Annotated in this window: 13 protein-coding genes and 1 tRNA gene; 8 read left to right on the top strand and 6 right to left on the bottom strand. The window is 63.9% G+C overall.

Annotated features, from left to right (window positions below):
* Positions 1 to 21 precede the first annotated feature (21 nt).
* Positions 22 to 1,647: a gamma-glutamyltransferase gene (ggt, locus tag ABWP92_RS13170; protein ID WP_353235843.1), complete on the top strand. Its 1,626-nt coding sequence runs from the start codon at positions 22 to 24 to the stop codon at positions 1,645 to 1,647.
* A 104-nt stretch (positions 1,648 to 1,751) separates the two neighbouring features.
* Entirely contained in the window at positions 1,752 to 2,573 is an 822-nt protein-coding gene (gene otnI, locus ABWP92_RS13165; protein ID WP_353235842.1) for a 2-oxo-tetronate isomerase, read from the top strand.
* A gap of 15 nt (positions 2,574 to 2,588) precedes the next feature.
* Here otnI and ABWP92_RS13160 read toward each other — a convergent pair whose 3' ends face one another.
* The 5 genes from ABWP92_RS13160 to ABWP92_RS13140 all read right to left on the bottom strand — a co-directional run bounded on the left by ABWP92_RS13160 (position 2,589) and on the right by ABWP92_RS13140 (position 6,159).
* On the bottom strand, positions 2,589 to 3,443 hold the full coding sequence (locus tag ABWP92_RS13160) for a M90 family metallopeptidase (RefSeq protein ID WP_353235841.1): 855 nt from the start codon (positions 3,441 to 3,443) through the stop codon (positions 2,589 to 2,591).
* A gap of 5 nt (positions 3,444 to 3,448) precedes the next feature.
* Positions 3,449 to 4,243 carry a UDP-2,3-diacylglucosamine diphosphatase gene (locus ABWP92_RS13155; protein WP_353235840.1) on the bottom strand — a complete coding sequence of 265 codons (795 nt, stop codon included), beginning with the start codon at positions 4,241 to 4,243 and terminating at the stop codon, positions 3,449 to 3,451.
* Between the two features lie 112 nt (positions 4,244 to 4,355).
* Positions 4,356 to 4,862, bottom strand: a complete 507-nt coding sequence (locus ABWP92_RS13150) for a peptidylprolyl isomerase (RefSeq protein ID WP_353235839.1) — start codon at positions 4,860 to 4,862, stop codon at positions 4,356 to 4,358.
* A 57-nt stretch (positions 4,863 to 4,919) separates the two neighbouring features.
* Positions 4,920 to 5,504 (bottom strand): peptidylprolyl isomerase, encoded by a 585-nt coding sequence (locus tag ABWP92_RS13145; RefSeq protein ID WP_353235838.1) that lies wholly within the window; start codon positions 5,502 to 5,504, stop codon positions 4,920 to 4,922.
* Positions 5,505 to 5,625: 121 nt separating this feature from the next.
* Positions 5,626 to 6,159: a tetratricopeptide repeat protein gene (locus ABWP92_RS13140; RefSeq protein ID WP_353235837.1), complete on the bottom strand. Its 534-nt coding sequence runs from the start codon at positions 6,157 to 6,159 to the stop codon at positions 5,626 to 5,628.
* 266 nt (positions 6,160 to 6,425) lie between these two features.
* Here ABWP92_RS13140 and cysS point away from each other — a divergent pair, with 266 nt between their 5' ends.
* The 6 genes from cysS (at position 6,426) to ABWP92_RS13110 (ending at position 12,215) form a co-directional block, all read left to right on the top strand.
* Complete coding sequence (gene cysS, locus ABWP92_RS13135; RefSeq protein ID WP_353235836.1) at positions 6,426 to 7,808, top strand: cysteine--tRNA ligase; 1,383 nt, start codon at positions 6,426 to 6,428, stop codon at positions 7,806 to 7,808.
* 56 nt (positions 7,809 to 7,864) lie between these two features.
* Positions 7,865 to 8,521, top strand: a complete 657-nt coding sequence (locus ABWP92_RS13130) for a DNA-3-methyladenine glycosylase family protein (protein WP_353235835.1) — start codon at positions 7,865 to 7,867, stop codon at positions 8,519 to 8,521.
* Between the two features lie 114 nt (positions 8,522 to 8,635).
* A complete protein-coding gene (locus ABWP92_RS13125; protein WP_353235834.1) occupies positions 8,636 to 9,613 on the top strand; it encodes an acetyl-CoA carboxylase carboxyltransferase subunit alpha in 978 nt (325 codons plus the stop codon).
* 131 nt (positions 9,614 to 9,744) lie between these two features.
* Entirely contained in the window at positions 9,745 to 10,683 is a 939-nt protein-coding gene (gene tilS, locus ABWP92_RS13120; RefSeq protein WP_353235833.1) for a tRNA lysidine(34) synthetase TilS, read from the top strand.
* Between the two features lie 102 nt (positions 10,684 to 10,785).
* Positions 10,786 to 12,048 (top strand): aspartate kinase, encoded by a 1,263-nt coding sequence (locus tag ABWP92_RS13115; RefSeq protein ID WP_353235832.1) that lies wholly within the window; start codon positions 10,786 to 10,788, stop codon positions 12,046 to 12,048.
* Between the two features lie 74 nt (positions 12,049 to 12,122).
* Positions 12,123 to 12,215, top strand: a tRNA-Ser gene (locus ABWP92_RS13110).
* Between the two features lie 177 nt (positions 12,216 to 12,392).
* On the opposite strand, the gene ABWP92_RS13105 is transcribed toward ABWP92_RS13110, so the two are convergent.
* Complete coding sequence (locus tag ABWP92_RS13105) at positions 12,393 to 13,073, bottom strand: Fe2+-dependent dioxygenase (protein ID WP_353235844.1); 681 nt, start codon at positions 13,071 to 13,073, stop codon at positions 12,393 to 12,395.
* Positions 13,074 to 13,080 lie beyond the last annotated feature (7 nt).

Here is a 13,080-nt window from a genome sequence, read left to right as displayed (position 1 = left end):
CAACCCATTTTGAGACGAGTTATGAAAAAACAGGCAATGGTCTCGTGCGCCCAGCCCGAGGCTGCCGAGTCCGGCATCGAAATCCTGAAGGCCGGCGGCAACGCGGTCGATGCGGCGGTGGCGACCGCGCTCGCGCAGACCGTGGTCGATCCGCTGATGTGCGGCATCGCGGGCTTCGGCACGGCGGCGGTGTACATGCCGGGCAAGTCCGCGCACGAGTATTTCGACTTCCACGCGCCCGCGCCGCTGGCCGCGCGCGAGGATATGTGGGAGTCGCTGCTCGAGGGCGAAACCAAGGATGGATTCGGCTTCATCCTGAAGGGCGCGGTGAACGATATCGGCCCGCAGTCGATTGCCGTGCCCGCCACGCTCAAGGGACTGTTCGAGATGCATGCGGCGCACGGCGTGCTGCCGTGGAGCACGGTCGTCGCGCCCGCCATCCGCTGGGCGAGCGAGGGCTGCATCGTGCGGCCCGGCATGTATTCGTTCTGGATCGACAAGCCCCTCGCGGGCCGCGTCAGCAACCTGGCCCGCCTGCAGTATTGCGATGAGGCGCGGGCGCTGTATTGCCAGGCCGACGGCTCGCCCAAGATCATCGGCACGCAGATCGTCAACCAGGACATGGCGGATGTGCTCTCGCAAGTCGCGGAGGAAGGCATTGCGCCGTTCTACGAAGGTGAGCTGGCGCGCCGGATGATCGGGCACCTGCAGTCGCTTGGCGGACTGCTGGGCCTGGAGGACTTGAAACAATATGCCGTCAAGCGCGTGAAGCCGCTGGTGGGCCGGTACCGCGACCGCACCGTCACCACGAACCAGCCCCCGGGAGGCGGCGCGATGCTGCTGGAAATGCTCAATATCCTGGAGCAGTTCGATCTCGGGGCGATGGAGCACAACAGCGCGGACTATCTCAAGCTCGTCAGCGAAGCCATGAAGAAGGCCACGTCGGACAAGGACCGCCATATCGGCGATCCGGCGTTCGTCGATGTGCCGCTTGACGAGCTGCTCTCCAAGGATCGCGCCGCGCTGATCGCCGGCGAGATCCGCTCGGGCAAGCGCTTTGAAGTGGTGCGCGTGAACCCGGGCGCTCCCGTGCCCAAGGACACCACGCACCTGAGCGTGGTCGATGGCGACGGCAACTGCGTGTCGATGACGCACTCGCTGGCGATGCCCTCGGGCATCATCACGCCGGGCATGGGGTTCTTCTACAACGGCTGCATGGGCGTGTTCGATCCGCGTCCCGGCCGCGCCGGCAGCATCCAGCCGGGCAAGAGCCGTTTCTCGTCGGCCTGCCCGAGCATCGTTTTCGACAGCAAGGGCAAGCCGGAGATCGTGCTCGGCGCACCCGGCGGCACGCAGATCGCCATGGGCGTGCTGCATGTGCTGCTGAACATGATCGATCATGGCATGGGCATGCAGGAAGCCATTTCCGCGCCGCGTTTTTCTTCGACCAGCAATTCGATCGACGTGTGCAACCGCATCCCGCACTACGTCACGCGCGAGCTGCAGGCGCAGGGATACGAGGTTGGCCGCAATCCCTACAACTACACCATCGGCTGGGTACACGGCGTCCAATTGACCGAGGCGGGCCTGAAGGGCGGCGCGGATCCGGGACGCGATGGCGTGGCGCTGGGCGTGATGCTCGATTGAGGCGGTGCGCGGCGGGGATCGCCCGGCATGGCTGCTGCAGATTTGCTGCTGGGATAAAGTGACGGCGCCGCGTCAGCGACGCCTCATGACCAGGAGTTGAAAGAATGCCCCGTTTCGCCGCCAATCTGTCCATGCTCTACAACGAGCATGGCTTTCTCGACCGTTTTGCCGCCGCCGCCCGCGATGGCTTCAAGGCGGTCGAGTTTCTTTTTCCCTATGCCTTTGCTCCGGCGGAACTCGCGGCACGCCTGCAGGACAATGGCTTGCGGCAGGTGCTGTTCAACGCGCCGCCAGGCGATTGGGATGGGGGTGAGCGCGGCATCGCCTGCATTCCCGGGCGCGAGGCCGAGTTCCGCGACGGCTTCCTGCGGGCGCTGGAATATGCACAGGCGCTCGACTGTCCGCGCATTCATGTGATGGCGGGGCTCGCGCCCGTGGGCCGGCGCAGGGAAGAGCTCAAGGCAACCTACATGGAAAATCTTGGATGGGCGGCGCGGCAGGCAGCCAAGGCGGGGCGCAGCGTGCTCCTGGAGCCCATCAACACGCGCGACATGCCTGGCTTCTTCCTGAATTTCCAGGAAGAGGCGCACCGGATCGTCGAAGACATCGGCGCGAAGAATCTGCTGGTGCAGATGGATCTGTACCACTGCCAGATCATGGAGGGCGATCTGGCCGCGCGTATCCGCAAGTACCTGCCCACGGGGCGTGTCGGGCATTTCCAGATCGCTGGCGTGCCCGGGCGTTTCGAGCCGGACGTGGGTGAGGTCAACTACGCCTATCTGTTCGGCGTGATCGACGAGGCGGCCGCGCAATGCGGCTGGGACGGCTGGATCGGTTGCGAATACAAGCCGCGCCGTGGCGCCGTGCCCTATGGCACGGGCGAAGGGCTGGGATGGCTGAGGAGCCCCGTCCTCCCGGGCGTGTGATGCGGCGCGAAGCCGTCAGCGGGCCTTTGTTGCGGCATCCGGCCTGAACAGCGCGTCGAGCAAGGGCGCAAGAGTGGGAAACTCCTCCACGAATCGTGCGCGGTGAACGAAATACGCTTCGCAGGCCACGGCGAAGAACTCTTCCGGCGCGCTGGCGCCGTAGCTGTTCAGCCAGGGGTTTTCGCCGCCGAAGCGCTGGGCGATGATGACCTTTTCACGAAAGTCCTCATAGGCGCGCGTCCAGGTGTCGGCCCACAACTGGCGCCCCTGCGCCGCCGTGCTCGTGCCGGCAAAGCCCAGCCGCAGCGGCGGACGTCCGTTGACGGAGCCGTCCTTCATGTCGATCTTGTGGATGAACTCGTGGATCACCACGCTGGTGGCGTCCTCGGGGTCCTGGCCCGCGCTGGCGACGGCGGGCCACGCCAGCATGATGGGGCCGCGCTCCATCGCCTCGCCCAGCAGCACCTGGCTGTATTGATGAGAGACGCCAGCGGCATCGGTGGAGTGCCTGACGGCCACTGCTTCCGCCGGATGCACCACGATCCCGACGAAATCGTCATACCACTCCAGGGCCTGGGCGGGATCGCCCCAGTGCAGCAAGGGCAGGCAGGCCTGCGCCGCGATGGCCACCGCCATTTCATCCGTCACTTGCAGGCCATGGGCGCCGGTGAACTCTTTTTGTCTCAGAAAGAGGGCGCTGATGGCGCGCAGCTTGGCTTGCTCTTCATCCGTGAGCGCCGCGAGGAACGGGAATTTCCGCACGGTGAAAATCCACAGTTCGGCGGAGATTTCAGGCACGGGCGCGAGCCGGGAGCGCAGTTCGTTGGTTGCGCGGCGAAGGAAGCGGGTGATGGAGGCGGCTGGCGGCATTCGACCTACTTGGGGACGAAGTCGATCCGTTCCAAGGTCCCCCGGGTAAGTCTCAATATCTGGGCGCGCGGCGGGGTGGCGTCCAGGTCCCAGTCGGAGAGCACGACGCGTTTGGCCTTCTCGCCGCCAGATCCCCGCATGTCGTGGTCAGCCGGTCGGTGGGTGTGGCCGTGGATCAGTACCTGGCTGCCGGCCGAGCGAAGCCATTGCAATGCGGCGGCGCTGTCCACGTCCGCGTAGAACGCCTGCGCCGAGTGCTTGCGCGCTTCGCTTTGCTGGCGGGCGCTCTGGCCCTGTGCGCGGCGAACGGCGAGCGGCAGCGACAGGAACTGCGCCTGCCATTGCGGGTCGCGGGCCACGGCCCGGAATTTCTGGTATTCGGTATCGTCCAGGCAGAGCGCGTCACCGTGGCTGAGCAGCCAGCGCTTGCCGCCGAGGGCCAGCACGGTGGGATCGCCCAGCAGCCGCACGCCGCTGCGTTTCTCGAAATGCGCGCCGACCAGGAAATCGCGGTTGCCATGCATGAAGAACATGGGGCGCTGCCTGGCGGCCTGCGCGAGCATGCCGCCGCATTCGGCCTCGAAGCTGCCGGGCTCGTCCATGCTGTCGTCGCCCACCCAGACCTCGAAGATGTCGCCGAGCAGGAAGATGGCATCGGCAGCCGATTCATGCAGATAGCGCCGAAAGGCCGCGACCGTCTCGGGCTCCTCGCGCCGCAGATGCAGGTCGGAGACGAATTCCACGACGCGCCAGTCCTTGGGGGCCTGGAGTTCCTTGATGGGGGGAGTGGGCGGGATCATGGCGCTGATGGGCGAGGGGAGCGCGGCGGCGCGTGAAGGGCCGCCGCGCAGCCCCATGATTGTGCCGGCGATCCGGGCCGCAAGGCCTTGGCCGCCGCCGACAAGCCGGTGGTCAGAGAACGACGGCCTTTTCGATGACCACGTCTTCCTTGGGCACGTCGTCGTGGAAGCCCTTGCGGCCGGTCTGCACGCCCTTGATCGCGTCGATGATTTCGGTGCCCTTGACCACCTTGCCGAACACGGCATAGCCCCAGCCTTGCGCGGTCGGCGCGGTGTGGTTGAGGAAGCCGTTGTCGACCACGTTGATGAAGAACTGCGCCGTGGCGGAGTGCGGATCGCTGGTGCGTGCCATCGCCAGCGTGTACTTGTCGTTCTTCAGGCCGTTGTTGGCTTCGTTGACGATGGGATCCTGGGTGGCCTTTTGCTGCATGCCGGGCGCGAAGCCGCCGCCCTGGACCATGAAGTTCTTGATGACGCGGTGAAAGATGGTGCCGTCGTAGAAGCCGCTCTTCACGTAGTTCAGGAAGTTTTCCGTGGACTTCGGCGCCTTTTCGGCATCCAGTTCGATGGTGATCGTGCCCTGGCCGGCAATGGTCATTTCAACTTGCGGATTGCTCATGAGGTGGTCTTCTTTCAGGAAATGGTGAGTCAATGAGAAAAAACAAAGACCTTGAGCTTACTTCACCAAGGTGGCCGATTCGATCACCACGGGAGTATTTGGCACATTCTGGTGCGGGCCTTTGTTGCCTGTTGCAACAGCCTTGATCCGGTCCACCACGTCGGTGCCGCTGACCACCTTGCCGAAAACGGTGTAGCCGTAGCCGTCGGGCTTGGGCGCGTTGAGCATGTCGTTGTCCTTCACGTTGATGAAGAACTGCGCGGTGGCCGAGTTCGGATTGCCGGTGCGCGCCATGGCGATGGTGTACTTGTCGTTCTTCAGGCCGTTGCCGGCCTCCAGCGGAATCGGCGCCTTGGTGGCCTTTTGCTGCATGTCGGGGGTGAAGCCGCCTGCCTGGATCATGAAGCCGTCGATCACGCGGTGAAAGATGGTGCCGTCGTAGTGCCTGTCCTTCACGTAGCCCAGGAAGTTCTCCACGGTCTTGGGAGCCTTGGCCGGGTCGAGTTGCACGACGATGTCGCCCATCGACGTGGCGAGCTTGACCTTGGGGTTGGCTGCGTCCTGGGCGAGGGCGGGCGCGGAGGCGATCAGCGCGGCGGCGGCGCTGGCGAGGGCCAGCAGCGAATGGCGACGGGAAAACATGGATTCACTCCTTGGTTCGACGATGTGCGATGAGGATGGCGGACTCTTGTGTCCGGTTGCGGTGCGCATGCACGGGGCCGTCATGACGGCGGGCGATGGCGCCGCGGCGCCAGGCCCGGCTTCAGGGGGCGGGCTGGCTGGCGGCAGCGCCGGGCGGGGCCGCGAGCGCCGGGGCCGTGGCATTGGAGGCTTGGGTGCCGAACATCTGGCGCAGCTGCCTGAGTTTGGGCGCCGTGGCCGGTGACAGGCGCGGGTCGAGCTGCTGCGCCTTCTCGTACGATTCGGCGGCCAGATGCGCGTAGATGTCGCCCAGGTTCTCGTGGGCGACGGCGTAGTTGGGATTGCCGCGCACCGCCATCTCCAGCGAGCGGCGCGCCTTCTCGAGTTCGTTTTGCCTGGCGTACAGGACGGCGAGGTTGTTGTAGGGCTCGGGCAGCTCCGGGTAGAGCTGGGTGAGCTGGGTGAATGTCTCGATCGCCTCGTCGGTCTGGCCCAGGTCGCTTTGCGCCACGCCGCGCAGGAACAGCAGCTGCGGGTCGCGGGGCGTGGCGTCGATGCGCTTGTTCACCGCGGCCAGTGCCTGGTCGGCCTTCTTTTGCTTGAGCAGGGTGGTGATGCCGGAATAGTCGTCCGCATGGACCCAGGGAGATCCCATGGCGCAGGCCAGAACGGCCAGCCGAAGGAAGGATTGAACTGAGGTGCGTACAGAATTCATGTGATGGCAAAAGACTGAGGAGGCCAGCCAGAATGCGGCGCGGGCTTATACTGAGGCGAATTGTAGCTGAGGGGTGTGCCTTGCCTGCGGGCGGCCGCCACTGGCGCCGCCGCCAGACGTTGGATGCCTTGTGAACGTCCGACATCCCTGCATCGCCCGCCGTGGGAGCGGGCGGGGCTACGCACTGAATTACCCATTTTTATTTCATGAGCTTGCGAATCTACAACACGCTGTCGCGTGCGCTGGAGGAGTTTTCCCCGCTTCAGGCCGGACATGTGCGCATGTATGTGTGCGGCATGACAGTCTATGACCTTTGCCATCTGGGCCATGCCCGCTCGATGGTGGCGTTCGACGTCGTGCAGCGCTGGCTGCGCGCCAGCGGCCTGGATGTCACCTACGTGCGCAACATCACCGACATCGACGACAAGATCATCAGGCGCGCGCTGGAAAACGGAGAAACCATCCGCAGCCTCACCGACCGCATGATCGATGCGCTGCATCAGGACGCCGATGCGCTGGGCATCGAGCGGCCCACGCACGAGCCGCGCGCCACCGACTATGTGCCGCAGATGCTCGGCATCATCGGCAAGCTGGAGGAAAAAGGGCTGGCCTATCGCTCTCCCAATGGCGACGTGAACTACGCGGTGCGCAGGTTCCCCGGCTACGGCAAGCTGTCGGGCAAATCGCTCGATGAATTGCACGCGGGCGAGCGCGTCGCGGTGCTCGACGGCAAGGACGATCCGCTCGATTTCGTGCTCTGGAAGAGCGCCAAGCCCACGGAGCCCGATGAAGCCAAATGGAACAGCGCCTACGGCCTGGGCCGTCCGGGCTGGCATATCGAGTGCTCGGCGATGAGCTGCGAGCTGCTGGGCGAGACCTTCGACATCCATGCCGGCGGCGCCGATCTGCAGTTCCCGCACCACGAAAACGAAATCGCGCAAAGTGAAGGCGCGAACGGCAAGCCCTTCGCCATGACCTGGATGCACAACGGCTTCATCAACGTGGACAACGAAAAGATGTCCAAGTCGCTGGGCAACTTCTTCACGATCCGTGATGTGCTCAAGGAGTATGACGCCGAAACCGTGCGTTTCTTCGTCGTGCGCGCGCACTACCGCAGTCCGCTGAACTACAGCAATGTGCATCTGGACGATGCGCGCCATGCGCTCAAGCGCCTGTACACGGCGCTGAGCCTGGTCCCCGCGGCCGATATCGGCCGCATCGACTGGGCCAACCCCTACGCGGCCCGTTTCAAGGCGGCGATGGACGAGGACTTCGGCACTCCCGAGGCCGTGGCCGTGCTGTTCGACCTGGCGGGCGAGGTCAATCGCGGCAAATCGCCCGAGTCGGCTGGCCTGCTCAAGGCGCTGGGCGGGGTGATCGGCCTGCTTCAGGCAGACCCGCAAGGCTTTCTGCAGGCGGGCGCGGCGGGCCTGGACGGCGCGGCGATCGAAGCGCGGATCGCAGAGCGCGCGGCAGCCAAGGCAGCCAGGAACTGGGCCGAGGCGGACCGCATCCGCAAGGAATTGCTGGAGCAGGGTATCGTGCTGAAGGATTCCGCCGCAGGCACCACCTGGGAGGCCGCGCAGTGAACCGTCCGCACCTGAGCCGTCGTCCGCAGGCGGCCATGAACGGAGAGTCCTGATTCATGGTCGCAACCAAGAAGACGCAGAGCGAGAGCGCCGGGGGGCTGGAGCCGCCAGGTTATTGGCAGGAGGCCTGCAGGCATCTGATGAAGAAGGACCGCGTGATGCGCCGCCTGATTCCCCAGCTCGGCGATGTCTCGCTCACCCTGCGCGGCGACGCGTTCACCACGCTGGCGCGCAGCATCGTCGGCCAACAGGTGTCCGTGGCTTCCGCGCAGCGCGTGTGGGAGAAATTCGCGCTCCTGCACCAGGAGATGACACCGGCCAACGTGCTGCTGCTGAAGGTGGACGACATGCGTGCGTCCGGCCTGTCGGCCCGCAAGGTGGAGTACATCGTCGATCTGGCGCTGCATTTCGACAGCGGGCGCCTGCACGTCAACGAATGGGATGGCATGACGGATGATTCCATCATCGCCGAGCTGGTCGCCATCCGCGGCATCAGCCGCTGGACCGCGGACATGTTCCTGCTGTTTCACCTGGGGCGCCCGAACGTGCTGCCGCTGGATGACCCCACGCTTTTGCAAGGTATCAGCAACCAGTATTTTTCTGGCGAGCCGGTGAGCCGAAGCGATGCCCGCGAAGTCGCGGAAGCATGGAAGCCGTGGTGCAGCGTTGCAAGTTGGTATATTTGGAGATCACTTGCTCCGATGCCGGTTTGAATCAGGCTATTGATTTGCACTAAAGCAAAAAATGCAACGGAATGTATAAAAATCCATTCCGACCGGAAAAACAATCGGAGCAGTTTGGGCCAGAAGAGCCCAAGGAGAATGACGTTGGCTAAGAAAACATTTCTGGACTTCGAACAACCCATCGCGGAGCTCGAATCCAAGATCGAAGAGTTGCGCTATGTGCAGAACGAAAGCGCCGTGGACATCTCCGAGGAGATCGACCAGCTCAGCAAGAAGAGCCACCAGCTCACGAAAGACATCTACAGTGACCTGACCCCCTGGCAGATCACCAAGATCGCGCGCCATCCGGAGCGTCCCTACACCATGGACTACGTGCGCGAGATCTTCACCGATTTCGTCGAAATGCACGGCGACCGCCACTTCGCGGACGACCTGTCCATCGTTGGCGGCCTCGCGCGCTTCAACGGCCACGCCTGCATGGTGATCGGCCAGCAAAAGGGGCGCGACACCAAGGAGCGCGCGGCGCGCAACTTCGGCATGAGCCGCCCCGAGGGCTATCGCAAGGCGCTGCGGCTGATGAAGACGGCCGAGAAGTTCAAGCTGCCGGTGTTCACCTTCGTCGATACGCCGGGCGCCTATCCCGGCATCGACGCGGAGGAGCGCGGCCAGTCCGAGGCGATCGGGCGCAATATCTTCGAGATGGCGCAACTGGAAGTGCCCATCATCACCACGGTGATCGGCGAGGGCGGCTCGGGCGGCGCGCTGGCGATTTCGGTGGCCGACCAGGTCATCATGCTGCAGTATTCCGTCTATTCGGTGATCAGCCCCGAAGGTTGCGCATCCATTCTCTGGAAGACCAGCGACAAGGCGCAGGAAGCGGCGGACGCCATGGGCATTACCGCGCACCGCCTGAAGGCGCTGGGCCTGATCGACAAGATCGTCAACGAGCCGGTTGGCGGCGCTCATCGCGACCACAAGCAGATGGCTTCATTCCTCAAGCGCGCGCTGGGCGATGCATTCCGCCAACTGGCGGATTTGAAACCCAAGGAGCTGCTGGACCGCCGCTACGAGCGCGTGCAGAGTTACGGCCGCTTCAACGACACCAAGGCGGAAAACGCCTGAGCGAGGGCCGCTTCGGCCCGTGCATGGACGGCCCTTCGGGGCCGTTTGCTTTTGCAGGCCCTAAACTGGCCGGTTCCAGCAACTTCGACGGGCATGAATCATCCTGCCGGTCCGCTTTTTCCATTGATTTCATGACGCTGTCCTTCGAGTCCGCCATTCAAGCCTTCGATCCCGCGCTTCCTGTGGCCGTGGGCCTGAGCGGCGGCGCGGATTCGACGGCGCTGCTGGTTGCCTGCGCGAGGCGCTGGCCGGGACAGGTGCGCGCGTTCCATGTTCACCACGGCTTGCAGGCCGCCGCCGATGGCTTCGAAGCGCATTGCCGCGCGCTCTGCGGCCGGCTTGGCGTTCCGCTGCTGGTCAGCCGCGTGAACGCGCGCAATGCCGCCGGGCAAAGCCCCGAGGATGCGGCGCGGCAGGCGCGCTATGGCGCGTTCGAGGCGCTGCTCGCCGAGTCGTCCGACATTCGCAGCATCGCGCTGGCGCAGCATGCGGACGATCAGGTCGAGACCATCCTGCTGGCGCTCTCGCGCGGGGCGGGTGTGGCGGGCCTTGCCGCGATGCCCGCGCAGTGGGAGCGCGCCGCAGTCCAATGGCACAGGCCGTTGCTGGCAGTGGCAGGTCCCGAGATCCGTCGCTGGCTCGTTGAGCAAGGCGTTCAATGGGTGGAGGATCCAAGCAACTCGGATGAACGCTACACGCGCAACCGCATTCGCAAACACCTGCTCGCGGCACTGGAGCAGACCTTTGCCCAGTTCCGCGACACGTTCAGCCGCAGTGCCGCCAATGCGGCGCAAGCGGCGCAACTGCTGGAGGAGTTGGCGCAGATGGACCTGCAGAGCGTGGGAAATCCTCCGGGTATCAAGGCGCTGCAAGGCTTGAGCCGCGCAAGGCAGGCCAACGTCCTTCGCCATTGGCTGCGTCACTCGCATGCAACCACGCCCAGCGCCGCGCAGCTTGCCCAGTTGCTGGATCAGATCGCGGCATGCACCACGTGCGGGCATCGAATTCATCTCAAGACAGGCCGTGGATACATCCAGCGGAACGGGGACGTTCTTGATTGGTACAATTAACGAGTTTTGGATTCAACTTTTGCACGAAACGTCGGCGCGCCAAAACAGCGTTCAGTCCATTTTTGCGCCGTGATTGAAAAGTTTCGTCACCCCGAAAATTCCATGGCACTGATCGTTCATAAATACGGCGGCACATCGATGGGCTCGACAGAGCGCATCAAGAACGTCGCAAAGCGCGTGGCCAAATGGGCCAGGGCAGGCCACCAGATGGTGGTGGTGCCCAGCGCCATGAGTGGTGAAACCAACCGCCTGCTGGGCCTGGCCAAGGAGCTGGCCCCGTCGCGTGTTTCCACGTCCTATCATCGTGAGCTGGACATGCTGGCCGCCACCGGCGAACAGGCATCGTCCGCTCTGCTCGCCATCGCGCTTCAGGGCGAAGGCATGGAGTCGGTGAGCTTCACCGGCTGGCAGGTGCCGGTTCGCACCGACAGCTCCTTCACCAAGGCGCGCATCGAATCCATCGACGACAAACGCGTGCGCGCCGAACTGGACGCAGGCAAGGTGGTGATCGTCACCGGCTTCCAGGGCATCGACCCGAACGGCAACATCACGACCCTTGGCCGTGGCGGCTCGGATACTTCCGCCGTGGCCATCGCCGCCGCCATGAAGGCCGCAGAATGCCTGATCTACACAGACGTGGACGGCGTGTACACCACCGACCCCCGCGTCGTGCCCGAAGCACGCCGCCTGGCGACCCTGAGCTTCGAGGAAATGCTGGAAATGGCCAGCCTCGGCAGCAAGGTGCTGCAGATCCGCTCTGTCGAATTCGCCGGCAAATACAAGGTGCCGCTGCGCGTGCTCTCCAGCTTCACGCCCGTGGATATCGACATCAATGAAGAAGCCGTCTCCGGCACGCTGATTACTTTTGAGGAAGACGAAAAAATGGAAAAAGCCGTTGTCTCCGGCATCGCTTTCACGCGCGACGAGGCCAAGATTTCCGTCCTGGGCGTGCCGGATACCCCCGGCATCGCCTACCAGATCCTCGGCGAAGTGGCACAAGCCAACATCGACGTCGACGTGATCATCCAGAACCTGAGCAAGGAAGGCAAGACCGACTTCAGCTTCACGGTCAACCGTAACGACTACCAGCGCACCATCGACCTGCTCAAGGACAAGGTGCTGCCCAAGCTCGGCGCGCAGGAAGTCGTCGGCGACACCAAGATCGCCAAGGTCAGCATTGTCGGCATCGGCATGCGCAGCCACGTCGGCGTCGCCAGCAAGATGTTCCGCGCTTTGAGCGAGGAGGGCATCAACATCAAGATGATCTCCACCTCCGAAATCAAGACCTCGGTCGTGATCGACGAAAAATACGTCGAGCTGGCCGTGCGTGCGCTGCACAAGGCGTTCGAGCTCGATCAGGAATGATCAGGGTCAGCAGGCCAAAAAAACAGGCCTGATTTCCAAAAAACCCTCATCCAGTGGGTTACAATAATTGGATTGGAAACGTGACCGAGTGGCCGAAGGTGCTCCCCTGCTAAGGGAGTATGGGGTGTAGAGCCTCATCGAGGGTTCGAATCCCTCCGTTTCCGCCAAAACAGAAACCCCTAGGTGATTGATTCACCTAGGGGTTTTTTGTTGGCCGCTGATGGGGTGTCATGGCTACACCTAAATTGCTCCCAAATCCGACGTCGGTGCTGTCTGGACGGAGGCGGAGATGGAGGCGTTCACGGTGGGCATGGATAAGCGGTTGGCCTCGTGCGAATGGCAGTTCAGGTGTCGGACCACATCCGAAGAAGATTGTGGTAGTGGCCCGTGAGCGCCACGGTTTCCTCGGTTTCGCCCACGCGGGCGCGCAGGCCTCGTAGCGCCCGGTCCATCTCGAACAGCATCGCGCGCCGTGCGGGATCGCGAACGAGGCTTTGTGTCCAGAAAAATGCTCCGATGCGCTCGCCGCGGGTCACCGGATTGACGCGGTGCAGGCTGGTCGATGGATAGAGGATCATGTCGCCCGCCGGCAGCTTCACCTCGTGGGTTCCATAGGTGTCGACCACGGTCAGTTCGCCGCCTTCGTAGTCTTCGGGATCGCTCAGAAACAGCGTGCATGAGACGTCGGTGCGCATCCACAGCGCGGAGCCGGGGACGCGGCGGGCAGCGCCATCGACATGCAGGCCGTAGGACTCACGATCGCTGTAGCGGTTGAATAACGGCAGCATGGTGCGCGCGGGCAGGGCGGCGCTGAAGTACGGGTCGCACCGGGCGAGCGCCTGTTCGATGATGCGTCCTTGCTCGATGGCGATGGGTGATGTTTCCGGCAACTGTCGATTGCGTTTGACGTGCGCGCCTTGCACGCCGGCGGTGGCGCGGCCGTCGATCCATTCGGCTGCTTCGATGGCGGCGCGCATCTGCACGACCTGCTCGCGAGTCAGCACTTCGGGGATATGCAGCATCATGTGGGTG

Origin of the sequence: Diaphorobacter ruginosibacter (genome assembly GCF_040396215.1) — a bacterium.
Classification (GTDB): Bacteria; Pseudomonadota; Gammaproteobacteria; order Burkholderiales; family Burkholderiaceae_C; genus Diaphorobacter_A; species Diaphorobacter_A ruginosibacter_A.
Note: the sequence above shows the minus strand (reverse complement) of the source record. Positions and strands in the feature narration are given on the sequence as shown.

Excerpts from the sequence above, each read along its gene's own strand:
- ABWP92_RS13155 (WP_353235840.1), bottom strand. The coding sequence starts at position 4,243 with ATGATCCCGCCCACTCCCCCCATCAAGGAACTCCAGGCCCCCAAGGAC.
- ABWP92_RS13145 (WP_353235838.1), bottom strand. The coding sequence starts at position 5,504 with ATGTTTTCCCGTCGCCATTCGCTGCTGGCCCTCGCCAGCGCCGCCGCC.
- ABWP92_RS13115 (WP_353235832.1), top strand. The coding sequence starts at position 10,786 with ATGGCACTGATCGTTCATAAATACGGCGGCACATCGATGGGCTCGACA.
- ABWP92_RS13140 (WP_353235837.1), bottom strand. The coding sequence starts at position 6,159 with ATGGGATCTCCCTGGGTCCATGCGGACGACTATTCCGGCATCACCACC.
- tilS (WP_353235833.1), top strand. The coding sequence starts at position 9,745 with ATGACGCTGTCCTTCGAGTCCGCCATTCAAGCCTTCGATCCCGCGCTT.
- ABWP92_RS13105 (WP_353235844.1), bottom strand. The coding sequence starts at position 13,073 with ATGATGCTGCATATCCCCGAAGTGCTGACTCGCGAGCAGGTCGTGCAG.
- ABWP92_RS13150 (WP_353235839.1), bottom strand. The coding sequence starts at position 4,862 with ATGAGCAATCCGCAAGTTGAAATGACCATTGCCGGCCAGGGCACGATC.
- cysS (WP_353235836.1), top strand. The coding sequence starts at position 6,426 with ATGAGCTTGCGAATCTACAACACGCTGTCGCGTGCGCTGGAGGAGTTT.
- otnI (WP_353235842.1), top strand. The coding sequence starts at position 1,752 with ATGCCCCGTTTCGCCGCCAATCTGTCCATGCTCTACAACGAGCATGGC.
- ABWP92_RS13130 (WP_353235835.1), top strand. The coding sequence starts at position 7,865 with ATGGTCGCAACCAAGAAGACGCAGAGCGAGAGCGCCGGGGGGCTGGAG.
- ABWP92_RS13160 (WP_353235841.1), bottom strand. The coding sequence starts at position 3,443 with ATGCCGCCAGCCGCCTCCATCACCCGCTTCCTTCGCCGCGCAACCAAC.
- ggt (WP_353235843.1), top strand. The coding sequence starts at position 22 with ATGAAAAAACAGGCAATGGTCTCGTGCGCCCAGCCCGAGGCTGCCGAG.